Raw genomic sequence first — 25,078 nt, 5'->3', positions numbered from 1 at the left:
CCGACAGACAACCCAGGAAGAAGACCCGATGCCGCGTGGAAGATCCGCCACCTACGACGACCAGCGCGAACTGATCCTCGCGCAGGCCGCCCAGCTGTTCGCCCGCCGCGGCTACCCCGCGACCTCGATGAACCAGGTCGCCGAGGCCTGCAACCTGTCGAAGGCCACGCTGTACCACTACTACAAGGACAAGAGCAGCCTGCTCATCAGCATCGCCGAGACGCACGTCTCGAAGCTGGCGGCGCTGGTGGCCGAGGAAGAGGCCCAGCCCTCTACCGACGAGGAGCGCCTGCGCCGCTTCATCTACCGCATCGTCGAGGAGTACGCCGGCGCGCAGGACGCGCACCGCGTGCTGACCGACGACGTGCGCTTTCTCGAGGACGAGGACCGCGAGCGCGTGCTCGACCAGGAGCGCGCGGTGGTCGCCGGCTTTGCGCGCGCCGTGTCGGCGCTGCGCCCCGGCGCGCCGAGCGACGAGCTCGCCAAGCCGCTGACCATGCTGCTGTTCGGCATGATCAACTGGATGTTCACCTGGATGAAGCCCGGCGGCCGGCTCGACCACGCGGCCATCGCGCCGATCGTGGCCGACCTGTTCCTGGGCGGGGTGGGGGCGGTGAAGCTGCCGCCCGCCGTGGCAGAAAACGCCGCTAAAGAATCCGGTTGAACCAGAGCAGCGACAGCCCCGCCGACAGCAGCGTGAGCACCGCCGCGCCCAGCGCGAACAGCGCCGAGATCTCGGTTTCCTTCTTCTCGACGGTGAGCTTGGAGCTCAGCGTCTCGTAGACCTTCTTCAGATCGCTCGCGGTGCCGGCGTAGAAATATTCGGCGCTGGTCTTGTTGGCAATGGCCTTGAGGGTTTCTTCGTCCAGCCGCACGCGCATCGACCAGCCTTCGAAGCCGATGGTTTCGCCGTCGACCGTGCCCACGCCCACCGTGTAGATGCGCACGCCGCGGTCGGCCGCGGCCTTGGCGGCGTCCAGCGGGTCGACGCCGGTGGTGCGCTGGCCGTCGGTCAGCATGATGATCGCGGCCGAGGTGAACGAGCCGGGCGCCACGGGCGTGAATTCCTTGAGCTGCTTCTCGTTCTGGTCGATCGGGATGCCGCGCTGGCGGCTGGGGGCGCTGAACTGCGAGATGTCGATGCCCGCGTCGGGAAACAGCGTGGCCAGCGACACCACGATGGCGTTGCCCGTGGCCGTGGCGCGCTGCAGCTGGAAGCTGTCGATGGCCGTCACGAGGTCGTCGTGGTTGGTGGTGGGTAGCTGCGCCACCTGCGCGCTGCCCGCGAAGGCGACGATGCCCACCTTCACGTGGCGCGGCAGGTCCTTGATGAAGCTCTTGGCCGCCTCCTGCGCCGCCACCAGCCGGTTGGGCTGCACGTCGGCCGCGCGCATGCTTCCCGACACGTCCATCGCCAGGATGATGGTCTGCTGGTTCGACGGCAGCACCACCACCGCCATCGGCCGCGCCGCCGCCACGAGCATCGCGGTGATGGCCACCAGGAACAGCAGCGGCGGGATGTGGCGCCGCAGGCTCTGGCCCGGGCCCATGGCCTCGCGCACGATCGACAGGCTGGCGTAGCGCACCGCCATCTTCTTCTTGCGGCGGATCAGCCAGACATACAGGAGCACCAGCAGCGGCAAGGCCGCCAGCAGCCAGAGGAATTGAGGCCAGAGGAATGTCATGCCGCCACCACCGCCTTCCCGCCACCCGCCGCGACGCCGCGGACCCGGCGCTTGCGCAGGTCCGCGAATCGCACGATGGCTTCGACCAGATCGTCGTTGGTCGAGAGTTCGAGGGCGTCGACGCCGGCCCGGGCCAGCGACTCGCGCAGGGTGGTCTCGCGCTCGGCGGCCAGCCGCGCGAAGCGTTTGCGGAACCCCGCGTCATGGGTGTCGACCCACAGCTGCTCGCCGGTCTCGGCGTCGCGCAGCGGCACCAGGCCGAGGTCGGGCAGCTCGAGCTCGAGCGGATCGAACAGGCGCACAGCGATCACTTCGTGCCGCTGCACCAGCTGGCCCAGCGGGCGCTCCCAGCCGGGCTCGCTGAGAAAGTCGGACACCACGAACACGGTGGAGCGGCGCGGCATGAGCGCGGCGGCGGAGGTCAGCAGGTCGGCCAGGCGCGTCATGCCCTTCTGCGCGGGCGCGGCCTCGGCCTGGTTCGCGCGCTTTTCCATCGCGTGCAGCAGGTGCAGCACATGGCGGCGGCCGGTGCGCGGCGGGATCACGGCCTCGAGGTCGCGGCCGTAGACCAGCGCGCCGACCCGGTTGCCGTGCCGCGTGAGCAGCCGCGCGAGCACGCCGACGAAGCCGGCCGAGATCTCGCGCTTGGCCTTCAGGCCCGAGCCGAAATCGACCGAGCGGCTCAGGTCGAGCACGAACCACGCGGCCATCTCGCGGTCTTCGGTGAACACGCGCACGTGCGGCGTCTGCAGCCGCGCGGTGACGTTCCAGTCGATGTGGCGCACGTCGTCGTGGTGCTGGTACTCGCGCAGGTCGGCCAGGTCCAGGCCGGTGCCGCGCATGAGCGTGCGGTAGTCGCCCTGCAGCAGGCCGTCGAGGCGGCGGATCACGGTCCACTCGAGCCGGCGCAGCGCGCGTTCGGCCCCGCCGGCTTCGATCGCGAGCCGGTCGTCGTTCGCGGCCTCGGGGGCCTTACGCCACCAGCTTTTCATGTTCGAGGGGCTTGGGAGGGGCGGGGACGGCCTTCATGATCTTCTCGATCAGCCCGTCGGGCGTGAGCCCTTCGGACAGGCCTTCGTAGGACAGCGTCACGCGGTGGCGCAGCACGTCGGGCACCAGCGCGCTCATGTCTTCGGGCAGCGCGTAGCTGCGCCCGCGCAGCAGCGCCAGGGCGCGCGCGCCTTCGGTCAGGCTGATGCTGGCCCGCGGGCTGGCGCCGAAGGTGATGAAGCGGCGCAGGTCCTTCAGGCCGTGCTTCTCGGGCGTGCGCGTGGCCGACACGAGCTTCACGGCGTACTGGATCAGCGAAGGGTCGACGTACACGCGCCGCGCCTCGGCCTGCAGCTCGGCTAGCTGTTCGGTGGTGGCGACCGGCGTGGCCGAGACCACCGGGCCGATCACGCGCTGCACGATCACGAACTCTTCCTCGTCGCTCGGGTAGTCGACCATCACCTTCATCATGAAGCGGTCGACCTGCGCCTCGGGCAGCGGGTAGGTGCCCTCGGTCTCGATCGGGTTCTGCGTGGCCATCACGAGAAAGGGGCGTGGCACCTTGTGCGTTTCGCCGGCGATGGTGACTTGGCGCTCCTGCATCACTTCGAGCAGCGCGCTTTGCACCTTGGCCGGCGCGCGGTTGATTTCGTCGGCCAGGAGCAGGTTGGCGAACACCGGGCCCAGCGAGGTGCTGAACTCGCCCGTCTTCTGGTTGTAGATGCGCGTGCCCACCAGGTCGGCCGGCACCAGGTCGGGCGTGAACTGGATGCGCTTGAACTGGCCGCGCACGGTGTCGGCCAGCGTCTTGATGGTGAGCGTCTTGGCCAGCCCCGGCACGCCCTCGACCAGCAGGTGGCCGCCCGCGAGCATCGCGACCATCACGCGCTCGAGAAAGCGGTCCTGCCCCACGACCACGCGCTTGACCTCGTAGAGGATCTGCTCCATCAGCTCGGCGGTGGCGGGGGCGGTTGCAAAGGTCGACGAGGTCGGGTTTTCTGTGCTCATGCGAAGGGCTTTCGAAGAAATCAGAAAGGCGGCGAGCCGGCCGCCGAAGCGGCGTTCTCGATCGGCACCGCGAAGCCGATGCCGATGAAGGTGCGCTGCTGCGTCGGGTTGAGGATGGCGGTGACGATGCCCAGCACCTCGCCGTCCATGTTGATGAGCGGGCCGCCCGAATTGCCGGGGTTGGCGGCGGCGTCGAACTGGATCAGGTTACCCAGCTCCTGCTTGCCCTCGGGCGAACGGAAGGAGCGCTTCAGGCCCGACACCACGCCGGCCGACACCGACGGCCCGATGCCGAACGGAAAGCCAACGGCCGCCACCTGGTCGCCGGAGCGCAGGTCGGCGGTGGAGCGCATCACGGCGGGAATCAGGTCGTCGGGGATCTTCTGCGCCTGCAGCACGGCCAGGTCGTTCTCGGGCTGCACGCCGGTGATGACGGCGATGGCCTCCAGGCCGTCGGCGAAGGTGACCTTGATCTTCTCGGCGCCGGCGACCACGTGCAGGTTGGTGAGGATCACGCCCTTGTCGACGATCACCACGCCGGTACCGACGCCGCGCTCGACCTCGCCCGGCGTGCCGCCGTCGGCGGGCGCCTCGGGCGGCTTGCCCTTGGCCATGTTGCGGCCGCGCTTCTGGGTCTTGGCTTCGGGCGTGGCCTTCTCGGGGCCGTAGCCGACCACGCGCACGACCGAGGGCCGCACGATGTCGGCGGCCTTGGCCGCGGGCGAGGGCAGGGTGGCGGTCTGCAGCGTGCGCAGCACGGCGGCGTCGATGTCTTTCTGCGTGAGCGCCTTGGCGCCCGGGCGCGGTGCCCAGAAGGCGCCGCCGGCGGCGATGGCGATGCAGCTGACGGTGAGCAGGGCGAAGGCGCGGCGGCCCGGCTGCCAGCGTGCGCGAGGGGGTGGGGCTTGCACGGCGTCGGCCTCGGCCACAGCCGCGGCATCCGCCGGCGACCCGGCCGCCGGTGCTGCGGCCGGCGGCAGCGTGCGGGGCGAGCGGCTGTAGAAAGCGGGCCTGCGCATCGGAGCACCTCCGGCAAAAAAGGACGCGTGAAGGAGTTCACAGTAGCACGCTTTCCGCGCCTGTGCATCCCTTCGGGCATCATCGCGCGATGGCTGCGTTTGTCGATACCCACTGTCACCTTGATGCGCCCGAATTCGGTGCCGAGATGCCCGTCATCCGCGCCCGCGCGGCGGCGCAGGGCGTGGTGCTGTGCGTCATTCCGGCGGTGGCGGCCTTCAACTTCGCCACCGTGCGCGAGCTGGCCCACGCGCAGGGCGACGCCTACGCGCTGGGCATCCACCCGCTGTGCACGGGGCAGGCGAGCGACGCCGACCTGCAGACGCTCGACGACGAGCTGCACGCGCGGCGCGACGACCCGCGCCTGGTGGCGGTCGGCGAGATCGGGCTCGACTACTTCGTGGAAGGCCTGGACGCCGATAGACAGGAACGCTTCTTTCACACTCAGTTGCAACTGGCGCGCAAGCACGGGCTGCCCGTGCTCATCCATGTGCGGCGCTCGGTCGACAAGGTGCTCAAGCACCTGCGCCAGACCGCGGGTGGGCGGCCGTGGCAGGGCATCGCCCACGCGTTCAACGGCAGCGAGCAGCAGGCGCAGGCCTGCATCGAGATCGGCCTGAAGCTGGGCTTCGGCGGCGCCGTGACCTTCGAGCGCGCGCTGCAGCTGCGCCGCCTCGCGGCCACCTTGCCGATGGACGCGCTGGTGATGGAAACCGACGCGCCCGACATCCAGCCGCACTGGCTGTACCGCACGCAGGCGCAGCGCGACGCGGGCCAGGCGCAGGGCCGCAACGAGCCCGGCGAGCTGCCGCGCATCGCCGAAGTGGTCGCGCAGCTGCGGGGCATCGACATCGCGTCGCTGGCCGAAAACACCACGCGCAATGCGGTGGCAGCCCTGCCGAAGCTCCAAAGTCTGCTGAACGTGTCGGAGGGGCGTCCGCCCAGCGCGTAGGCCAAGTTCCCGAGTTGCGCCAGCGCAGGTCATCGGGCCCTTTTTGCTGTCATCCTTGAAGTTCGAAGTGACGTTGGTTGTCCAGTGGCACTGTCGTCACTCCGCACTTCACTCAAAAAAGGAGTCTTTCATGACCACATCTTTTGTTCGTACCCTGCCCGTCGCGCTCGCACTGGCGCTGGCCTCCATCGGTGTGTCGGCCATCGCGCAGACCACCGCGGCCGAGCCCACGACCACCGAGAAGGTGAAGGAAGCCGGCAAGGACGCCGTCGATGCGACCGCACGCGGCACCGAAAAGGCCTGGGACGCCACCAAGAGCACGACCAAGAAGGCCGTGAATGCGACCGAAAGCGGCGCCGAGAAGGCCTGGGATGCCACCAAGAGCGGCACCAAGAAGGCAGCCAACGCCACCGAGCGCGGCACCAAGAAGGCCTGGAACGCGACCAAGAACACCACCAAGAAGGCCACCACCGCCACCAAGAAGGCAGCCGTGAAGACCGGCGACGCGGTGGAAACGGCCGGCCACAAGACGGCCGACGGCATGCGCAGCGCCGGCAAGGCGATCGGCGAGAAGGTGCCGGGCACGGCCGAGAACGAAGCGGCCAAGAAGCCATAACTTCCATGCACCGGGCTTCGGCCCGTGCTTGACGAAAGAACCCGCTTCGGCGGGTTTTTTCATGGGCGTTCAGGCACGCCGCGTGGCAATGCCAAGATACCGCCCATGAAACCGACCGCCGTCCCGTCCCCGACCGTTGCCGATAGCGCCGGCATGGTGCTGACCGGCCTTGCGCCCATCGTCTCGCCCCACACACGTGTGCTCATCCTCGGCAGCTTCCCGGGCGTTAAGTCGCTCGAGCGGCAGCAGTACTATGCGCATCCCCAAAATCAGTTCTGGAAGATCTTGCAAGCCCTCTGGCCCGACCCCCCGCTTCCGACGGGCGCAGACAGCTACCGCGCGCGCTGCGACTGGCTGCTCGATCGCGGCCTCGGCGTGTGGGACGTGTACGGCGCCTGCGAGCGCGAGGGCAGCCTCGACACCGCGATCCGCTCGCCGGTCGTGAACGACATCGCCGGCCTGCAACTGCCGAAGCTCGCCGCCATCGCCCACAACGGCGGCGAGAGCTTCAAGCACGCACGCCACACGCGCACCCTCGGGGTGCCGGTGTATTCGCTGCCCTCCACCAGCCCCGCCAACGCGTCGTGGTCCTTCGAGCGCAAGCTCGCGGCCTGGCGCGAGGTCTTCGTTGCCCACCACCTTCTCTGATGGCTTCTTCCGCTTCTTCCAAGAAAACCCTCGTCCTGCCCGAAGTCAATTTTTCCGACTGGGGCGACATCCGCTACCTGCACCTGGGCACCGAATGGGTCCAGGGTTCGATGAAGCTCGACGCCCCCTTCGAGATCGAGCTCGAGTACGTGCAGCGCATGATGGCCTGGCTGCTGTTCGTCGACAGCAAGGGCGTGGGCAACCGCCACGCGATGCAGCTGGGCCTGGGCGCGGCCACACTCACCAAGTTCAGCCGCAAGACGCTGCGCATGCGCACCACCGCGGTCGAGCTGAACCCGCAGGTGGTGTCGGCCTGCCGCGGCTGGTTCAAGCTGCCGGCCGACGACCTGAAGCTGCGCGTGGTGATCGCCGATGCGGCCGAGGAAATCCGCAAGCCCGAATGGCAGGGCACGGTCGACGCGCTGCAGGTCGACCTGTACGACCACGAGGCCGCCGCGCCGGTGCTCGACAGCGAAGCCTTCTATGCCGACTGCCGCGCGCTGCTCACCGACGACGGCTGCATGACGGTCAACCTCTTCGGCCGCTCGTCGAGCTACGAGCGCAGCCTCGAGAAAATCGCCGCCGCTTTCGGCGCCGACGCGGTCTGGGCCTTCAAGCCGACGCGCGAAGGCAACACGGTGGTGCTGGCCCAGCGCACGGCGTCGCGCCCGAAGCGCGAGGTGCTTGCCGAGCGCGCCCAAACCATCCAGACTCGCTGGGGCCTGCCCGCGCCGAAATGGCTGCGGGTGTTCAAGCCGATGACGCTTTCCCTCACCACGTGATTCCCGGTTCATGAGCGCTGTACCCGCCGCCGCTTCCGCTGCTGTCCGCCACGAAGGTCCGCTCGACCTGCGTCGCCTGATCGAATGGCTCGCCACCGACGGCGTGATCTCGCCGATGGAGGCCAAGCGCACCATCGCGCGCTGCGCCCAGGCCGAGAGCCGGCAGGCGCCGCTGGTGCGCCTGGCCAACGTGGCCATGACGCGCGAGGCCGACGGCAAGCCGCTCGACCTCGAAGCCCTCACGCAGTGGCTCGCCGGCCGCGCCGGCCTGGCCTACCTGCGCATCGATCCGCTCAAGGTCGACGTGGGCAAGGTGGCCGACACCATGAGCGCCGGCTACGCCGAGCGCCACAAGGTGCTGCCCGTGCAGGTGCTGCCGAACGAGGTGGTGGTGGCCACGGCCGAACCGTTCCTCATCGACTGGATCGCCGAGGTCGAGCGCCAGTCCAAGCGCACCGTGCGCCGCGTGGTGGCCAACCCGTCGGATATCCAGCGCTACACGGCCGAGTTCTTCGCGCTCGCCAAGTCGGTGCGCGCCGCGCAGAAGGCCGGCGGCAACACCGGCGGTGCGAGCTTCGAGCAGCTGGTCGAGCTGGGCAAGAGCACGAAGCAGCTCGACGCCAACGACCAGAGTGTGGTGCAGGTGGTCGACTGGCTGTGGCAGTACGCCTTCGACCAGCGCGCCAGCGACATCCACCTGGAGCCGCGCCGCGAGCAGGGCGTGATCCGTTTTCGCATCGACGGCATCCTGCACCCGGCCTACCAGATGCCCATGGGCGTGATGAACGCGATGGTCGCGCGCATCAAGCTCCTGGGCCGCATGGACGTGGTCGAGAAGCGCCGCCCGCTCGACGGCCGCATCAAGACCCGCAACATGCGCGGCGACGAAGTCGAAATGCGTCTGTCCACCTTGCCGACCGCCTTCGGCGAGAAGATGGTGATGCGGATCTTCGACCCCGACACTGCGGTGAAGGACCTCGACGCGCTGGGCTTCGCGCAGCACGACGCGCAGCGCTGGGAACAGCTCGTCACGCGGCCCAACGGCATCATCCTGGTGACCGGGCCCACGGGCTCGGGCAAGACCACCACGCTGTACTCCACGCTCAAGCGCGTGGCGACCGAAGAGGTCAACGTGAGCACGGTCGAAGACCCGATCGAAATGATCGAGCCCTCGTTCAACCAGACACAGGTGCAGCCGCAGCTCGACTTCGGTTTCACCGAGGGCCTGCGCGCGCTGATGCGGCAGGACCCGGACATCATCATGGTCGGCGAAATCCGCGACCTCGCCACCGCCGAGATGGCGGTGCAGGCCGCGCTCACCGGCCACCTCGTGTTCAGCACGCTGCACACCAACGATGCGCCCAGCGCCATCACGCGGATGATGGAACTGGGCGTGCCCTCGTACCTCATCACCGCCGTGATGCTGGGCGTGCTCGCGCAGCGCCTCGTGCGCACGCTGTGCCCGCATTGCAAGCAGCCCGACGACGCGGTCACGCGCGAGAGCCTCGAGGCCATCGTCAAGCCGTGGCAGATCACCGGCCCCGTGCGCGCCTACAAGCCCGTGGGCTGCGTCGATTGCCGCATGACCGGCTACATGGGCCGCATGGGCCTGTACGAACTGCTGAGCGTGACCGAGCCGTTCAAGGACCAGGTCACCAAGGAACCCAACCTCACGGGCCTGCGGCGCCAGGCCGTGATCGACGGCATGCGGCCGCTGCGCCTGGCCGGTGCGCTGCGCGTGGCCGAGGGCGTGACGACCATCGAGGAAGTGCTCAGCGCCACGCCTCCTCTGGAATAGGTCCTCCCCCAGGCTTCGCGCACTTCGTGTCGCTACGCCAACCCCCTCGCGGGGCAACACCAGCGGCCCGGCAAAGCCGGTTCCGCGGTGTTTCTTGAAGGGATCCCATGAGTCATTTCGGGTTATCCCTAGTCCCTCGGTTAGTGGAATCCACATCGGCCTGACCGGAGGCTGACTCGACAATCCCGCATCGAAATTGTTCGAGGAGACTGTTCGTGAAAATCAAAAGTCAGAAAGACTTTTTCTCGGGACTGATGTTCACCGTCGTGGGCGTGGCGTTCGCATGGGGCGCCACCACCTACAGCGTGGGCAGCGGCGCCCGCATGGGTCCGGGTTACTTCCCGCTCATGCTGGGCATCCTGATGGCGCTGATCGGCCTGGGCATCATGTTCAGCGGGCTCACCGTTGAAACGACCGATGGCGAAAAAATCGGCAAGTGGGCCTGGAAGCAAGTGGTGTTCATCCTGGGCGCCAACCTCGCCTTCGGCGTGCTGCTCGGCGGCCTGCCGAGCATCGGCGTGCCGGCCATGGGCATGATCATCGCGATCTACGCGCTCGTGATCATCGCCAGCCTCGCGGGCCACGAGTTCAAGCTGCCCACCGTGCTGATCCTGGCCACCGTTCTGGCCATCGGCAGCTACGTTGCATTCATCTGGGCGCTGAAGCTGCAGATCCAGGTCTGGCCGACCTTCATCGGTTGAGAGAAGAAAGCTGCTCACATGGAACTGTTTGAACACCTCTCAATGGGTTTTGGCGTTGCCTTTACCTTCACCAACCTGCTGTACTGCCTGGTCGGCTGCATTCTGGGCACGCTGATCGGCGTGCTCCCGGGCATCGGCCCGGTCGCGACGATTGCGATGCTGCTGCCCGCCACGTATGCGCTGCCGCCTGTGTCGGCGCTGATCATGCTGGCCGGTATTTATTACGGCGCACAGTACGGTGGCTCGACCACCGCGATTCTGGTGAACCTGCCGGGCGAATCGTCGTCGGTGGTGACCGTGATCGACGGCTACCAGATGGCGCGCAAGGGCCGTGCAGGTCCGGCGCTCGCTGCGGCCGGTCTGGGCTCGTTCTTCGCGGGTTGCGTCGGCACGCTGATTCTTGCCGCCTTCGCACCGCCGCTGACCGAGCTGGCCTTCAAGTTCGGCCCGGCCGAATACTTCTCGCTGATGATCCTGGGCCTGATCGGCGCCGTGGTGCTGGCCTCGGGCTCGCTGCTCAAGGCGATCGCGATGATCGTGCTGGGCCTGCTGATGGGCCTGGTCGGTACCGACGTGAACTCGGGTGTCGCACGCTACAGCTTCGACATTCCTGAACTCACCGACGGCATCGGCTTCGTGGCCATCGCCATGGGCGTGTTCGGCTACGGCGAAATCATTGCCAACCTCTCGCGTCCGGACGACGAGCGCGAAGTGTTCACCGCCAAGGTCTCGGGCCTGTTCCCGACCAAGGAAGACTTCAAGCGCATGGTGCCTGCCGTGCTGCGCGGCACGGCGCTGGGTTCTGCCCTGGGCATCCTGCCCGGCGGCGGTGCACTGCTGGCGGCTTTCGCGGCCTACACGATCGAGAAGAAGACCAAGCTGAAGCCGGGCGAAGTGCCCTTCGGCAAGGGCAACATCCGCGGCGTGGCGGCTCCCGAGTCGGCCAACAACGCCGGCGCGCAGACCTCCTTCATTCCGCTCCTGACGCTGGGCATTCCGCCCAACGCCGTGATGGCGCTGATGGTGGGCGCGATGACCATCCACAACATCCAGCCGGGCCCGCAGGTGATGACCAGCAACCCCGAGCTGTTCTGGGGCCTGATCGCCTCGATGTGGCTGGGCAACGCGATGCTGATCGTGCTGAACCTGCCGCTGATCGGCATGTGGATCAAGCTGCTGTCGGTGCCCTACAAGTTCCTGTTCCCGGCGATCGTTCTGTTCTGCGCGATCGGCGTGTACTCGACCAACAACAACACCTTCGACATCTGGATGGTGGGCATCTTCGGTCTGGTGGGCTACACCTTCTTCAAGCTGGGTTGCGAGCCTGCGCCGCTGCTGCTGGGCTTCATCCTGGGCCCGATGATGGAAGAGAACCTGCGCCGTTCGCTGCTGCTGTCGCGTGGCGACTGGAGCGTGTTCGTCACGCGTCCGATCTCGGCCAGCCTGCTGGCGGCCGCGGCCTTGTTGCTCATCATCGTGCTGCTGCCGGCCGTGAAATCGAAGCGCGAAGAGGCCTTCGTCGAAGACTGATCGACGGGCTTTCTCTGAACGCACAAACGGCGCCCTCGGGCGCCGTTTTTCTTTTTGGGATGCCGTCGTCCCTACCTGCCCAGCGCGCTGAGCACCGCCACGGTCATCGCGTGCACGCCGGTCTTGATCGACGGCTCGGGCACCGGTGCGAAGAAGGGCGAATGGTTGCGGGCCAGCGGCTTGCCGCCGGGTTGGGCGGAGGCCGCGATGTCCCGCGCATCGAGCACGCCGATCGTGAAGTACATCGACGGCACGCCGGCGTTGATGAAGGCCGAGAAGTCTTCGCTGCCCGTCGAGGGCACTGTGGATTGAACGACCTGCGCCGCGCCCAGCGCCTGCTTGAGCGCGGCGGCCGCGCGGGTCACGACCGCTTCGTCGTTGACCAGCGCTTCTCCGCCCGGCACCAGCTTGACCACGGGGTCGGGCGCGCCGCTCGTCGCGGCGGCGGCCATGGCCATGCGGCGCACGCCGGCCAGCAGCTGCTCGCGCACCTGCGGCTTGTAGGAGCGGATGGTGCCGCGTAGCGTGACCGTGTCGGGAATGATGTTGCCGGCGGTGCCGCCCTGGATGGCGCCAATCGTCACGACACCGAATTCGGCCGGGTCTTTCTCGCGGCTCACCACGGCCTGAACGTCGGTCACGAAGCGCGCGGCGATCATGATCGGGTCGATGGTGGTGTGCGGCCGCGAGCCGTGGCCGCCGCGTCCCTTGAAGACGATTTCCAGCGCGTCGGAGTTGGAACTGCTGATGCCGACGCCATAGCCGATGGCGCCATGGGGCGTGGGCGCCGTGTGCAGCGCGAACGCGGCGTCGGGCTTGGGAAAGCGCGTGAACAGGCCGTCCGCGAGCATCGCCTTGGCGCCCGAGACGATTTCTTCGGCGGGCTGGCCGATGAACATCAGCGTGCCTTTCCATTGGTCCTTGAGCGCGACCAGCGCGCGCGCGGTGCCGAGCCAGCTGGCCATGTGGATGTCGTGGCCGCAGCTGTGGGCCACGAAGCTGTCGCGCCCGCCCCAGTCGGTGCGGGCCTGGCTGGCGTAGGGCAGGCCGGTCTTCTCTTCCATCGGCAGGCCGTCCATGTCAGTGCGCACCATCACGACCGGCCCGGGGCCGTTGCGGTACAGCGCCACGACACCGGTGCCGCCGACCTTCTCGGTCACCTCGAAGCCGATGGCGCGCATCTCGGCGGCGAGCAGGGCGGCGGTGCGCGTTTCCTTGAAAGCAAGCTCGGGGTGGGCGTGCAGGTCCTTGTAGAGGGCGTCGAGCCGGGGGTACATCGCATCGACGAGCGGCGGGATCGCCGACGCCTGTGGTGATGGGGCGGGCTGGGCCTGCGCGCCCGCGCCGAAGGCGAGGAGCGCGGCCATGGCCAGGGAACGAAGCGCAAAGGTGGAGGTGTGGGTCGACATGGAATGAATGCAGGGGCGCATGAAGATGAAGATCAGAAGATGTGGCGGATGCCGAAGTCGTAGCCCGTGGCGCTGCGCGGGCGCCAGCCGCTGGCGGCCAGGTAGCCCGGATAGGGCGCGTCGCTGGCGCTCGTCACGGCGCCGATCGCCTTGTCGTTCTGGCCGTCCCGGATGCGAACGCGCGCGAACGTGGCGTACAGCGCCGTGCGGCGGGACAGGTGGTGCACGTAGCCCAGCGCCCATTGGCTGGCGCTGGCGCCTTGCGCGGTGTCTCCCGGCAGGCCGGTGGCGCCGGGCTTGTAGCTGACGCGACCGAACGACGCGCGGACGAGTCCGGGGCCCACGGGCACCGTGGCGCCCACCAGGTAGCCGTTGTATGTGTCGGTGCGATCCTGCATCCAGGGCTGTGCCTGCGCGCGACGGTGCCGCAGCTGCGACAGTTCGCCCAGCAGCTTGACGGGGCCGAAGTCGTAGGTGGCGCTCAGGCTGAGGGTCTTCAGCCGGTCCTCGCCGCCGGCGTCGACGGGCGGCCGGGCCGCGGCGCCCGAGGGCAGGCGGTCCTTGTTGTCTTCACCGAACGCCAGCGCCACGTTGAGCGGCCCCTTGGCATAGCCGAAGCGCCCGCCCAGGTAGCGCCCGCGCGCGTTCGTCGGCGTCACGTCCGGGCTGTAGCGGACGTTCTCGGGCAAGGCGTACTGGAGTTGCCCGTGGAAGCCGCCGAGGTCCGGCGGCAGGAAGTAGCCGATGCTGTTGCTGGCGCGCGCGTAGTTGTCGCCGGCCGCCACGCCGGCCGGTGCGCCGCCCAGGAGCGTGGACGAGGCGCTGTTGACGCGCGCGATCACCGACAGGCCTGCGCCCTGCACGGCGAAGGGGTCGGCCAGCGAGTCGTTGCGGAAGATCGGCGTGTAGTCGCGGCCCAGCCGCAGCTCGCCGAAGCCGCCCGACAGGCTCAGCGTCGAACGCTTGGCGAACGAGGCCAGGCCCGTCTTGCCGTCGTCGTTGGCGATGTTCGACTCCAGCCAGAAGCTCGCCGCCAGGCCGCCGCCCAGGTCTTCCGTGCCCCGAAAACCCAGGCTGCTGCCGCGGTAGCCGCCGCGCGACAGCGTGGTCTGGCTTTGCGTCACCCGCGGCACGCCCGCCGCCAGCAGGGCCGCGGCAGGGCGCCTCGGATCGAACGCCGGGCGGTACTCGCTGACGGTCTCGAAATGGCTGACGCCCGCATCCATGACGCCGAACAGCGTCACCGAGGACTGCGCCGAGGCCGCGCCGGCCAGCGCCAGCAGGGCCAGGCCGAGCGGGTGCCGCTTCACGCGAAGAACGCGCGAGCTGAAGCAGAGGGCGCCGGCATCGGCGCCCTCGAAGGAAGGAAAGTTCAAGGGGAGGTCTCCTGTGCGCCACTTCTGTGTCGAGTGGACTGGCGCGACTATCGGACGGCAGGGCGCCCGGGAGGAAATACCGTTTGCTGATGCGACCCCATCGCTATTTCTGATGGTCGGGCGCAAGGCCGCGCGCCGCGTGATGGCCGAGGGAATGGTCGTGGCCACATTGATGCGCCAGATTCATATATCTATCCGATAAATCCATTTCCCTTTTCAATGCCCCGCGTGTCCAATCCTGCGGCCACGTCGGACAAGGCGCGCTCCCGACACACCACCTCGGACACAATGAATTCCATGAAACGAACCACCCGCGCCGCGCTTGCCGCGGCTGCGCTGGTGCTGGCCGCGGTGCCCGCACTGGCCCAGAACTACCCGAACCGGCCCATCCGTCTGATCGTGCCGTTCCCGGCGGCCGGCGCCACCGACCTCTTCGCCCGCACGCTGGGCCAGAAGATGGGCGAGAAGCTCGGCGCCACGCTGGTGGTCGACAACAAGCCTGGCGCCGGCGGTGCGATCGGTTCCGACCAGGCCGCCAAGGCGCCGCCCGACGGCTACACGCTGCTGCTCGCGACCACGAGCACGCACGCCATCGGCCCGGCCATCACGCCGAAGCTGCCCTACGACACGGTGCGCGACTTCACGCCCATCGCCCACGTGGGCGACGCGCCGAGCATCATGCTGGTGCCGGTCAACACGCCCGCCAAGACGGTGCGCGAATGGATCGACAACGCCAAGAAGAACCCCGGCAAGCTCAATTACGCATCGAGCGGCAACGGCACCATCGTGCAGCTCACGGCGGAGCTGTTCAAGGCGCAGGCCGGCGTGTTCGTCACGCACATCCCCTACCGCGGCACGGCGCTGGCGGTGCCCGACCTCATCAGCGGCAAGGTCGACGTGCTGTTCGACTCGCTGCCCACCGGCATGCCGCACGTGCGCGACGGCCGCCTGCGCGCACTGGGCGTGACCTCGCTCAAGCGCAGCCTGCTCGCCCCCGAGCTGCCGCCCATCGCCGACACGCTGCCCGGCTTCGAGTCGACCACCTGGTTCGGCTTCTACGGCCCGAAGGGGCTGCCGGCCGACATCGTGGCGCGCGTGAACAAGGCCGCCAACGAGGCGCTGGCCGATCCGGAGCTGAAGGACAAGCTCGCCCGCCTGGGCATCGAGCCGGCGAATGCGGGCACGCCCGAGCAGTTCGCAAAGATGGTGGCGGTTGATGCCGCCAAGTGGAAAAAGATCGTCGTCGATCGCAAGATCACGAATGACTAACGAGAGCACGCCGACATGAACTTCGACTTCAACAACCCCTACCTCTCGACCCGCCTGCCGGTCTTCGCGCGCAACGTGGTCGCGACCTCGCACCCGCTGGCCGCGCAGGCGGGCCTGCGCATCCTGCAGCAGGGCGGCAACGCGGTCGATGCGGCCATTGCCACGGCCGCCGTGATGACCCTGGTCGAGCCCGTGAGCAACGGCCTGGGCAGCGACGCCTTCTGCATCCTGTGGGACGGCAAGGAACTGCACGGCCTGAACGCCTCGGGCCCTGCGCCGAAGGCCTGGACGCCCGAGTACTTCAAGGCCAAGTACGGCGCCGACGCCGCCACGCCGCCGATGCGCGGCATCGACTCGGTCACGGTGCCGGGCGCGGTGCGCGGCTGGGTCGCGATGAGCGAGCGCTTCGGCAAGCTGCCGTTCGCCGACCTGATGGCGCCCGCCATCGACATCGCCGAGCGCGGCTACCTCGTGCCGCCGGTGGTGCAGGGCAAGTGGGCGGCGGCCACGCCGATCCTGCAGTCGCAGCCCGGCTTTGCGCAGGCCTTCCTGCCCTGGGGCCGCGCGCCCGAGGTCGGCGAGCTGTTCCGCTTCACCGCGGCGGCCCGCGCGCTCAAGGCCATCGCCCGCACCAAGGGCGAGGCCTACTACAACGGCGAGATCGCCGAGGCCATCGCCAAGTTCTCGCAAGAACAGGGCGGCGCGCTCACCGTGGCCGACATGGCGGCCTACCAGCCCGAGTGGGTCAAGCCCATCTCGCGCGACTACCGCGGCCACACGCTGCACGAGATTCCGCCGAACGGCCAGGGCATCGCGGCGCTGATCGCGCTGGGCATCCTCGAGAAGTTCGACATCGCCTCGCTGCCGGTCGACTCGGTGCAGTCGCAGCACCTGCAGATCGAAGCCATGAAGCTGGCCTTCGCCGACGTGTACCGCTACGTGTCGGAGCCATCGTCGATGACGGTGACCCCCGCGCAGATGCTCGATGACGCCTACCTGGCTTCGCGTGCGAGACTCATCGACGTGAACAAGGCGCAGGACTTCAAGGCCGGCAACCCCGTCAAGGGCGGCACCATCTACCTCACGGCCGCGGACGAGAGCGGCATGATGGTGAGCTTCATCCAGAGCAACTACATGGGCTTCGGCTCGGGCTGCGTGGAGCCCGAGTTCGGCATCAGCCTGCAGAACCGCGGCCACGGCTTCAGCCTCAAGGCCGAGAGCCCGAACGTGGTGGCACCGGGCAAGCGCCCGTTCCACACCATCATCCCGGCCTTCCTCACCAAGGACGGCCAGCCGGTGATGAGCTTCGGCGTGATGGGCGGCAACATGCAGCCGCAGGGCCACATGCAGACGCTGGTGCGCATGCTCGACTACGGCCAGAACCCGCAGGCCGCGTGCGATGCGCCGCGCTGGCGCTTCAACGCGGGGCTCGAGATCAACGTCGAGGCCGCGATGAATGCCAACACCTTGCAAGGGCTGCGCGACCTGGGCCACCACCTCGAGGTGATCAACGACTCCTACCAGGACTTCGGCGCCGGCCAGTTCATCTGGCGCGCAGGCGAGCCTTCGGTGGAAGGCTACGTGGCCGCGAGCGACCCGCGCCGCGACGGCCTCGCTGCAGGCTACTGAGGATCAAGGGATGATCGGGGGATGAACAAGACAGCCGCATCGGTCGGCATTCCCCCGCACGGACACGAGGCCGCCCGCAAGGGCTACGCCACCGGCCTCGTCCTTGCCACGCTGGGCGCCATCGCGTTCAGCGGCAAGGCCATCATCGTCAAGCTGGCGTACCGCTACGGCGTCGACGCCATCACGCTCATCATGCTGCGCATGCTCTTCGCGCTGCCGCTGTTCGCGCTGATGGCGTGGTGGGCCGGGCGCGGCAAGCCTGCGCTCACGACGCGCGACTGGCTCGGCATCCTCGGGCTCGGCTTCTCGGGCTACTACCTCGCGAGTTTTCTCGACTTTGCCGGGCTGGCCTACATCTCGGCCAGCTTCGAGCGGCTCATTCTTTACCTCAACCCCACGCTGGTGCTGTTCTTCGGCTGGCTGCTGTACCGGCGCCGCCCGACGCGCCCGCAGGTGTTCGGCATGGTCGTGAGCTACGCCGGCGTGCTGCTGGTGTTCGGCCACGAGCTGTGGACCGGGGGCGACGGCAAGGGCGGCGGCGCGGCCGCATGGGGCGCGTTCCTCGTGTTCCTGAGCGCGGTGAGCTATGCGGGCTACCTCGTGTACAGCGGCGAGTTCGTCAAGCGGCTCGGGTCGCTGCGGCTGGTGGGGCTGGCGACCACCGTGGCCTGCGTGCTGTGCATCCTGCAGTTCGTGCTGACGCGGCCGATGAGCGCGGCGATGGCGGTGGTGCCCGAGGTGATCTGGCTGTCGGTGCTCAACGCCACGCTCTGCACCGCTGTGCCTGTCCTCATGGTGATGATGGCCATCGAACGCATCGGCCCCGCCATTGCGGCACAAACCGGCATGATCGGGCCCCTGTCGACCATCCTCATGGGGGTGGTCATACTGGGTGAGCCGTTCACCGCGTGGATCGCGGCCGGCACGGTGCTCGTGATCGCGGGCATCTTCGTTTTCACACGCAAGGGGCGTTAGCCCCTGCAGCATCGATCAATCGATCGACGGGAGCAAACACATGGATCTGGGCATTGCAGGCAGGACCGCACTGGTGTGCGGCGCGAGCAAGGGGTTGGGCTACGGCTGCGCCGAGGCGCTGGTGCGCGAAGGCGTCAACGTGGTGATCGTGGCGCGTGGCGCCGAGGCGCTCGATGCTGCGGCCAAGCAGCTGGTGGCTGCGGCCGGGCCGTCGGGTCCGTTCGTCAAGCACGTGGCGGCCGACATCACGACCGAAGCCGGCCGCGCGGCCGTGTTCGCGCTGGGCCACGACTTCGACATCGTCGTCACCAACGCCGGCGGTCCGCCGCCCGGCGACTTCCGCAACTGGGACCGCGAGGCGTGGATCAAGGCGGTGGACGCCAACATGCTCACGCCCATCGAGCTCATCAAGGCCACGGTGGACGGCATGGCCAAGCGCGGCTTCGGTCGCATCGTCAACATCACGTCGAGCTCAGTGAAGTCGCCGATCGACATCCTGGGCCTGTCGAACGGCGCGCGCAGCGGCCTCACGGGCTTCGTGGCCGGCGTGGCGCGCACGTCGGTGGCGGCGCAGGGCGTGACCATCAACAACCTGCTGCCGGGCTCCTTCGAGACCGACCGTCTCAAGGGCACGATGGCCGGCGCGGCGCAGAAGTCGGGCCAGGACTTCGACACCGTGTGGGAAGCACGCAAGAAGAACATTCCGGCCAAGCGCTTCGGCAACCCGGCGGAGTTCGGCGCGATCTGCGCGTTCCTGTGCAGCATGCAAGCTGGCTACATGACCGGCCAGAACGTGCTGGCGGACGGCGGCGCTTACCCGGGCACTTACTGACCGACGCCGCGGCGCGCGTTCAGCGCCGCGACGACACCACGATCCCGCCCACGATCAGCACGAAGGCGGCGCCGTGGTACCAGTACGGCGCCTCGCCGAGGAAGGCCGCCGACAGCACGGCCGCGAACAGCGGCGTGAGGTTCATGAAGATGCTCGCCGCCTGCGGGCCCGCGCGCTGCACGCCGGTGCCCCAGCAGCGGTAGGCCAGCACGGCGGGGCCGATGCCGATGAACAGCATCGCCGCAATGAGCGGCCAGCCCAGGTCGAGGTGGGCGTCGGTCAGCGTCCATTCGCCGGCGGCCAGCGCGCCCGACCACGCGACGCCGAACACCAGCTGCGCCATGAGGAAGGCGGCCCAGTCGCTGCGCACGTTGGCAGGCTCGTGCGTGCGCGCCAGCAGCCAGCTGTAGAAAGCCCAGGCGATGGTGCCCGCGATCATGTACAGGTCGCCCGGCACCAGCCGCAGCGCCAGCAGCTGCTGCCATTCGCCGCGGCTCAGCACCAGCAGCACGCCGAGCATCGACAGCAGCGCGCCGCCCAGCGCGCGCCGGCTGACGCGCGCGCCGAAGCACAGCGTGCCCACGGCCAGCATCCACAGCGGCAGGCTGGAGCCCACCAGCGTGACGTTGATCGGCGTGGAGGTCTGCAGCGCCAGGTATTGAAAAGCGTTGTACAGGCCGATGCCCAGCAGGCCCAGCAGCGCATAACGCTGCCAGTGCGCCCACAGCGGGCTGTCGCGGCGCAGCACCCAGGCCGCCAGCGGCAGCAGCAGCACGAACGCGATCACCCAGCGCACGAAGTTCAGCGTCAGCGGCGACACCAGCGCACGCACCAGCCGGCCGACCACCGCATTGCCGGCCCACAGCAGCGGCGGCACGGTGAGGAGCAGGGCGGTGAGGGGCGTGAGGCGGTGGTGCGATGCGGAAGACATGGCCGCCGACTCTACCGGGCCCGCGCAGTGTCCGTGGCCCGTCGAGAAATGGTCAAACGTGGCACGATGCCCGTCCCATTCTTTTTTCCCCTGCGTGGAGACAGCAACGATGTTGAGCAAAGCCGTCCGTATCGACCGCCACGGCGGTCCCGAGGAATTGAAGGTCGTCGAGGTCGAGGTGGGCGAGCCCGGCCCCGGCGAGATCCGCATCCGCCACAAGGCCGTGGGCCTGAACTTCATCGATACCTACCAGCGCACCGGCCTGTACCCGTTCCAGATGCCGCTGCAGCTGGGCATGGAAGCCTCGGGCATCGTCGAGGCGGTGGGCGAGGGCGTGACGCACCTGAAGGCGGGCGACCGCGCCGCCTACGCGAGCCAGCCGCCCGGCGCCTACTGCGAGCTGCGCGTGATGCCCGCCAAATGCGTGTGCAAACTGCCCGACGACATCTCCTTCGAGACCGGCGCGGCCATGATGCTCAAGGGCCTCACGGCCCAGTACCTGCTGAAGAAGACGCTGCCCGCTGAAGGCCTGCAGCCCGGCGACTTCGTGCTGTTCCATGCCGCGGCCGGCGGTGTCGGCCTCATCGCCTGCCAGTGGGCCAAGGCGCTCGGCCTGCAGCTCATCGGCACGGCCGGCAGCGACGCCAAGTGCCAGCTCGCGCTGGCGCACGGCGCGGCGCACGCCATCAACTACAGCACCGAGAACTTCGCGGCACGCGTGAAGGAGATCACCGGTGGCCAGGGCGTGAAGGTGGTGTACGACTCGGTGGGCAAGGACACCTTCGAAGGCTCCGTCGACAGCCTGCGCCCCTTCGGCCTGCTGGCGATCTTCGGCAACGGCTCGGGCCCGGTGCCGCCGGTCAACCTCGGCCTGCTGGCCTCGAAGGGCTCGCTCTACGTGACGCGCCCGACGCTGTTCACGCACATCGCCACGCGCGAGCGCACGCAGGCCATGGCCGACGACCTGTTCGCCGTGGTGCAAAGCGGCGCGGTGAAGATCCCGATCGACCAGCGCTACGCCCTGGCCGACGTGCAGCAGGCGCACCGCGACCTCGAGGCGCGCAAGACCACGGGCTGCACGATCCTCACGCTCTGAGTCCGGGCGGGTGGCCGGCGGGTGATGTCCTACGCGCGGTGGGGTGTCACACCTTCGACTTGTGGCGGGCGCAATTTGTAGCCTGCACTTGTCCCTTTGCAGAGTCCGCCATGACCACCGTCCGCGCCTTCATCGTCGAAGACAACCCCGCCCAGCGTGCCAGCCTGGCGGGCACGTTGCGCGAGATGGCGCGCATCGATCCGGTCGGCCAGGCCGAGTCGGAGGCGGAGGGCACGCGTTGGCTCACGCGCAACCCGGCGCTGTGGGACCTGGCCATCGTCGACCTGTTTCTGGGCGACGGCACCGGCTTCAGCGTGCTCGAGGCCTGCCGCAACCGCGACCCGAGGCAGAAGATGGTGGTGCTCAGCAACCACGCCACGCCCGAGACGCGCCGCAAGTGCGCGCAGCTCGGCGCCGACGCGGTGTTCGACAAGGCCACCGAGGTCGAGGAGCTGATCGACTTCTGTGTGCGCCAGCGACAGGAGCGCTTCTTCAGCGCGCCTTCGTCTGCGGGGCCGCGGGCGCCTCACTGAGCGCCGCCGTCTCGCGCACCATGCGCCAGACCCGCTGCGCCAGCGGCGACAGCTCGCGGTTGCGGCGCCGGATCAGCATGATCGCGCGCTGCACGTTCGGCACCAGCGGGCGCACCACCAGCCGCGCCAGCCCTTCGGGCGGCAACGACAGGCCCGGCATCACGCTGATGCCGATGCCCGCCTCGACCATGCGGAACACGGTGGTCGCATGGCCCAGCTGCTGCTTCACGTCGCAGCGCGCGCCGTGCCGCTCCAGCGCCTGGTCGATGAGGCGCCGGCTGCCCGAGGCGTGGTCGAGCAGTACCAGCGGCTGGCCGTCGAGCGCCGACCAGTTCACCGAGGCCTTCTTTTCCGTCAGCCGGTGGCCGGGCAGCGTGACCACCATGAAGGGGTCGTTGAGGATCGACTCGCAGTGCAGGTCGTCGGCCTCGGAAGGCTCGATCACCACGCCGAAGTCGACCTCGCCGCTGCGCACGCTGTCCAGCACGTCCTGCTGGATGCGGTCGAGCAGCAAAAACTGGATGCCCGGCGCCTGCACCGCGCAGGCCGCGATGCAGTCGGGCATGAGGTTGGCCGAGAGCGTGGGGCTGCTGGCCACGCGCACCTTGCCGCCGCGCGCGCTGGCCAGGCCGGCCACGTCCTGCAGGGTCTGGTCGAGTTCGTCGAGCACGCGGTCGAGCCGGGCCGCGAACGAGTGGCCGGCTTCGGTCAGCACCACCTCGCGCGTGGTGCGGTCCAGCAGCTTGAGGCCGAGCTGGGCCTCGAGTTCCGAGATCGACCGGCTCACTGCCGGCTGGCTCAGGCCGACCTGGTCGCCGGCGCGGCTGAAGTTGCGGCCCTCGGCCACCGAGCGAAAGACGCGGAGTTGGCGCAGCGTGACGTTCATGCGCTCAAATCATATATCCATCCGATAAATCCATTTCTCTTTTGAATGGGCGAAAGGTCCAATGCAGGCCATGGCACGTTCACGCTTTCTTCCTGACAACTTCACGCTCACGCTCGTCGCGGTCGTCACCCTGGCCAGCCTGCTGCCCGCCAGCGGCCGCGTGGCGCATTTCTTCGAGGGCCTGACCACGGTCGCGATCGGGCTGCTGTTCTTCCTGCACGGCGCCAAGCTGTCGCGCGAGGCGATCCTTGCGGGCATCACGCATTGGCGGCTGCACCTGCTGGTGTTCGCCTGCACCTTCATCCTGTTCCCGGTGCTGGGGCTCGCGCTGCGGCCTGTGCTGGGGCCGCTGGTGACGCCGCAGCTGTACACGGGCGTGCTGTTCCTGTGCGTGCTGCCGGCCACGGTGCAGTCGGCCATCGCCTTCACGGCCATGGCGCGCGGCAACATGCCGGCCGCCATCTGCAGCGCCTCGGCCTCGACCCTGTTGGGCGTGTTCATCACGCCGGTGCTGGTGAGCCTGGTGGTGCTGCCTGAAGGCGGCGCGGTGGCGTCGTCGTCGTCGCTCGACGCGATCGGGCGCATCCTGCTGCAGCTGCTGGTGCCGTTCGTCATCGGTCACCTGTCGCGTCCGTTGATCGGCAAGTGGATCCAGAAGCGCGCCGCGGTGCTGAAGTTCGTGGACCAGGGCTCGATCCTGCTGGTGGTCTACACGGCCTTCAGCGCGGCGGTGATCGAAGGGCTCTGGAAGCAGATTCCCGTGAGCGCGCTGCTGGGGCTGCTGCTGGTGTGCGGCGTGCTGCTGGCGCTGGCGCTGGGTCTCACGACGTTCATGGCGCGGCGCTTCGGCTTCAGCGTCGAGGACGAGATCACCATCGTCTTCTGCGGCTCGAAGAAGAGCCTGGCGAGCGGGATTCCGATGGCGAAGGTGCTGTTCGCCTCGCACGCCGTCGGCGCGATCGTGCTGCCGCTGATGCTGTTCCACCAGATGCAGCTGATGGTGTGTGCGGTGCTGGCGCAGCGCTATGCGCGGCGCGCGGCGCCAGCCCCGGCGCCTGCGCTTCGCACGGCCGAGTAGCCTGCCCGGCGCAGGGCGTTCACGCACCGGCCGGCGCGTGAACGCAAAACAACACCCGCGAGGGGAGGGCTGGCGTCCACCAGATTCCTCCAATTTTGAACAGGACCATCCGGTCAGCGGCTCGATGAAGAGCAGCTGAAAACCCCGGAGAAACCTGAATGAAGAAATCCCTCACGGCACTCGCCGCGCTGGCCGTCACCGGCCTGGCCTCTGCCCAATCGTCGGTCACCCTGTTCGGCGTCGTCGATGCCGGCGTGAGCTACCAGAGCGCCACCTCGCGCAACCCCGTCACGGGCACCACCAGCAAGCAGAGCCAATGGAGCCTGGCCAACTCGGGCTACAACTCCAGCCGCATCGGCTTTCGCGGCACGGAAGACCTGGGTGGCGGGCTCGCGGCCAGCTTCTGGCTCGAGGCGCCGATCAGCAACGACGACGGCGCCACCGGCATCGCCAATTTCAACCGCCGTTCCACCGTCAGCCTGTCGGGCGGCTTCGGCGAAGTGCGGCTGGGCCGCGACTACACGGCCACGTTCTGGAACGACACGGTGTTCGACCCGTTCGGCACCAACGGCTCGGGCTCGAGCGTGATTAACACGGTGAGCGGCAGCACCGCGCTGGGCAACACGAACTACGTGCGCGCCAGCAACATGGTCGGCTACTTCCTGCCGCCCAACCTCGGCGGCTTCTACGGCCAGCTGCAGTACAGCCTGAACGAGAACACGAAGACCAGTGCGACCGACACCACGGCCGCCACCAGCAGCAGTGCCGGGCGTTATGTCGGCGGGCGTTTCGGCTATGCGAACGGGCCGCTGGACATCGCGCTGGCGGTGGGCCAGAACGTGGCGGTCGACACCACCACGCTCACGCGCAAGGTGCAGACCATCAACCTCGGCGCGTCGTACGACTTCGGACCGGTCAAGCTGTTCGGCGAGCTGTCGAACGTGAAGAACAAGTTCGACCTCGCGGCGCTGGGCAACAGCCATGACAGTTACAACGGCTACCTGATCGGCGCGAGCATGCCGGTGGGCGCGGGCCTGATCCGCGCGTCGTACTCGACGGTGCGCTACAACGAAGGCGCGGTCGGCGTCACGGGCGACGACCCGCGCGCGAACAAGCTCGCGATCGGCTATGTGCACAACCTGTCCAAGCGCACCGCGCTGTACGCCACCGTGGCGCGCGTGAGCAACCGCAACGACGCGAACTACACGGGCAGCCTCACGGCCGCCAGCACCACGGGCTACGGCAGCACGGGCGTGGGCTACACGGGCCTGCCGCGTTCGTCGACGGGCTACGACTTCGGCATCCGCCACGCGTTCTGATCGGCTTCCGTTCGCGTG

At 68.5% G+C, this 25,078-nt stretch carries 24 protein-coding genes; 16 read left to right on the top strand and 8 right to left on the bottom strand.

Features of this window, described 5'->3' with window-relative positions:
- Positions 1-28: 28 nt before the first annotated feature.
- Positions 29-664 carry a TetR/AcrR family transcriptional regulator gene (locus AC07YS_RS08465; protein ID WP_495268746.1) on the top strand — a complete coding sequence of 212 codons (636 nt, stop codon included), beginning with the start codon at positions 29-31 and terminating at the stop codon, positions 662-664.
- On the opposite strand, the gene AC07YS_RS08460 is transcribed toward AC07YS_RS08465, so the two are convergent.
- Genes AC07YS_RS08460 through AC07YS_RS08445 form a run of 4 tightly spaced genes read right to left on the bottom strand, consistent with a single transcriptional unit; the run spans position 648 to position 4,702 of the window.
- Complete coding sequence (locus AC07YS_RS08460; protein WP_062478619.1) at positions 648-1,685, bottom strand: VWA domain-containing protein; 1,038 nt, start codon at positions 1,683-1,685, stop codon at positions 648-650. The two genes, AC07YS_RS08465 and AC07YS_RS08460, sit on opposite strands and share 17 nt — an antisense overlap.
- Positions 1,682-2,677 carry a DUF58 domain-containing protein gene (locus AC07YS_RS08455; RefSeq protein ID WP_159278217.1) on the bottom strand — a complete coding sequence of 332 codons (996 nt, stop codon included), beginning with the start codon at positions 2,675-2,677 and terminating at the stop codon, positions 1,682-1,684. The genes AC07YS_RS08460 and AC07YS_RS08455 overlap by 4 nt, the downstream gene beginning before the upstream one ends.
- Positions 2,658-3,683, bottom strand: coding sequence for an AAA family ATPase (locus AC07YS_RS08450; RefSeq protein WP_062478613.1), 1,026 nt, complete (start codon positions 3,681-3,683; stop codon positions 2,658-2,660). The genes AC07YS_RS08455 and AC07YS_RS08450 overlap by 20 nt, the downstream gene beginning before the upstream one ends.
- Positions 3,684-3,703: 20 nt before the next feature.
- Positions 3,704-4,702 (bottom strand): S1C family serine protease, encoded by a 999-nt coding sequence (locus AC07YS_RS08445; protein ID WP_491513710.1) that lies wholly within the window; start codon positions 4,700-4,702, stop codon positions 3,704-3,706.
- Between the two features lie 89 nt (positions 4,703-4,791).
- On the opposite strand from AC07YS_RS08445, the gene AC07YS_RS08440 reads away from it, so the two are divergent.
- The 7 genes from AC07YS_RS08440 (at position 4,792) to AC07YS_RS08410 (ending at position 11,727) form a co-directional block, all read left to right on the top strand.
- A complete protein-coding gene (locus AC07YS_RS08440; protein ID WP_495268747.1) occupies positions 4,792-5,652 on the top strand; it encodes a TatD family hydrolase in 861 nt (286 codons plus the stop codon).
- Positions 5,653-5,782: 130 nt separating this feature from the next.
- Positions 5,783-6,268 (top strand): hypothetical protein, encoded by a 486-nt coding sequence (locus tag AC07YS_RS08435; RefSeq protein ID WP_062479399.1) that lies wholly within the window; start codon positions 5,783-5,785, stop codon positions 6,266-6,268.
- A 105-nt stretch (positions 6,269-6,373) separates the two neighbouring features.
- Positions 6,374-6,916 (top strand): DNA-deoxyinosine glycosylase, encoded by a 543-nt coding sequence (locus AC07YS_RS08430; protein WP_495268748.1) that lies wholly within the window; start codon positions 6,374-6,376, stop codon positions 6,914-6,916.
- The gene (locus AC07YS_RS08425; protein WP_062479405.1) at positions 6,916-7,698 is read left to right on the top strand and encodes a class I SAM-dependent methyltransferase; all 783 of its coding nucleotides are present in this window, start codon (positions 6,916-6,918) and stop codon (positions 7,696-7,698) included. Before AC07YS_RS08430 ends, AC07YS_RS08425 begins: the two co-directional genes overlap by 1 nt.
- Positions 7,699-7,708: 10 nt before the next feature.
- Positions 7,709-9,496, top strand: coding sequence for a type IV pilus assembly ATPase TfpB (tfpB, locus tag AC07YS_RS08420; protein ID WP_495268749.1), 1,788 nt, complete (start codon positions 7,709-7,711; stop codon positions 9,494-9,496).
- 215 nt (positions 9,497-9,711) lie between these two features.
- Positions 9,712-10,197 carry a tripartite tricarboxylate transporter TctB family protein gene (locus AC07YS_RS08415; protein WP_062479410.1) on the top strand — a complete coding sequence of 162 codons (486 nt, stop codon included), beginning with the start codon at positions 9,712-9,714 and terminating at the stop codon, positions 10,195-10,197.
- A gap of 18 nt (positions 10,198-10,215) precedes the next feature.
- On the top strand, positions 10,216-11,727 hold the full coding sequence (locus AC07YS_RS08410) for a tripartite tricarboxylate transporter permease (RefSeq protein ID WP_062479412.1): 1,512 nt from the start codon (positions 10,216-10,218) through the stop codon (positions 11,725-11,727).
- A 71-nt stretch (positions 11,728-11,798) separates the two neighbouring features.
- Here AC07YS_RS08410 and AC07YS_RS08405 read toward each other — a convergent pair whose 3' ends face one another.
- A complete protein-coding gene (locus AC07YS_RS08405) occupies positions 11,799-13,136 on the bottom strand; it encodes an amidohydrolase (RefSeq protein WP_495268750.1) in 1,338 nt (445 codons plus the stop codon).
- A 32-nt stretch (positions 13,137-13,168) separates the two neighbouring features.
- Positions 13,169-14,446, bottom strand: coding sequence for a porin (locus tag AC07YS_RS08400; protein ID WP_495268764.1), 1,278 nt, complete (start codon positions 14,444-14,446; stop codon positions 13,169-13,171).
- Positions 14,447-14,809: 363 nt separating this feature from the next.
- Here AC07YS_RS08400 and AC07YS_RS08395 point away from each other — a divergent pair, with 363 nt between their 5' ends.
- Genes AC07YS_RS08395 through AC07YS_RS08380 form a run of 4 tightly spaced genes read left to right on the top strand, consistent with a single transcriptional unit; the run spans position 14,810 to position 19,217 of the window.
- The gene (locus AC07YS_RS08395) at positions 14,810-15,781 is read left to right on the top strand and encodes a tripartite tricarboxylate transporter substrate binding protein (protein ID WP_495268751.1); all 972 of its coding nucleotides are present in this window, start codon (positions 14,810-14,812) and stop codon (positions 15,779-15,781) included.
- 15 nt (positions 15,782-15,796) lie between these two features.
- Positions 15,797-17,410, top strand: a complete 1,614-nt coding sequence (locus tag AC07YS_RS08390; protein WP_159274989.1) for a gamma-glutamyltransferase family protein — start codon at positions 15,797-15,799, stop codon at positions 17,408-17,410.
- 21 nt (positions 17,411-17,431) lie between these two features.
- The gene (locus tag AC07YS_RS08385) at positions 17,432-18,385 is read left to right on the top strand and encodes a DMT family transporter (protein ID WP_495268752.1); all 954 of its coding nucleotides are present in this window, start codon (positions 17,432-17,434) and stop codon (positions 18,383-18,385) included.
- A 40-nt stretch (positions 18,386-18,425) separates the two neighbouring features.
- Entirely contained in the window at positions 18,426-19,217 is a 792-nt protein-coding gene (locus AC07YS_RS08380) for an SDR family oxidoreductase (RefSeq protein ID WP_159274987.1), read from the top strand.
- A 19-nt stretch (positions 19,218-19,236) separates the two neighbouring features.
- Here AC07YS_RS08380 and AC07YS_RS08375 read toward each other — a convergent pair whose 3' ends face one another.
- The gene (locus AC07YS_RS08375) at positions 19,237-20,148 is read right to left on the bottom strand and encodes a DMT family transporter (RefSeq protein ID WP_495268753.1); all 912 of its coding nucleotides are present in this window, start codon (positions 20,146-20,148) and stop codon (positions 19,237-19,239) included.
- A 109-nt stretch (positions 20,149-20,257) separates the two neighbouring features.
- Here AC07YS_RS08375 and AC07YS_RS08370 point away from each other — a divergent pair, with 109 nt between their 5' ends.
- On the top strand, positions 20,258-21,244 hold the full coding sequence (locus tag AC07YS_RS08370) for a quinone oxidoreductase family protein (protein WP_492734135.1): 987 nt from the start codon (positions 20,258-20,260) through the stop codon (positions 21,242-21,244).
- 110 nt (positions 21,245-21,354) lie between these two features.
- Positions 21,355-21,777, top strand: coding sequence for a response regulator (locus tag AC07YS_RS08365; protein ID WP_095743895.1), 423 nt, complete (start codon positions 21,355-21,357; stop codon positions 21,775-21,777).
- Here the strand turns inward: AC07YS_RS08365 and AC07YS_RS08360 are convergent.
- Positions 21,737-22,663 carry a LysR family transcriptional regulator gene (locus tag AC07YS_RS08360; protein ID WP_495268754.1) on the bottom strand — a complete coding sequence of 309 codons (927 nt, stop codon included), beginning with the start codon at positions 22,661-22,663 and terminating at the stop codon, positions 21,737-21,739. The genes AC07YS_RS08365 and AC07YS_RS08360 overlap by 41 nt on opposite strands.
- Positions 22,664-22,733: 70 nt before the next feature.
- On the opposite strand from AC07YS_RS08360, the gene AC07YS_RS08355 reads away from it, so the two are divergent.
- Together AC07YS_RS08355 and AC07YS_RS08350 are read left to right on the top strand one after the other, a co-directional pair.
- Positions 22,734-23,741, top strand: a complete 1,008-nt coding sequence (locus AC07YS_RS08355) for a bile acid:sodium symporter family protein (protein ID WP_159278203.1) — start codon at positions 22,734-22,736, stop codon at positions 23,739-23,741.
- Positions 23,742-23,899: 158 nt separating this feature from the next.
- Complete coding sequence (locus AC07YS_RS08350; protein WP_095949392.1) at positions 23,900-25,060, top strand: porin; 1,161 nt, start codon at positions 23,900-23,902, stop codon at positions 25,058-25,060.
- The last annotated feature ends 18 nt before the right edge of the window (positions 25,061-25,078 follow it).

It is taken from the genome of Variovorax sp. GW458-11-26-14-LB1, assembly GCF_059423965.1.
Note: the sequence above shows the minus strand (reverse complement) of the source record. Positions and strands in the feature narration are given on the sequence as shown.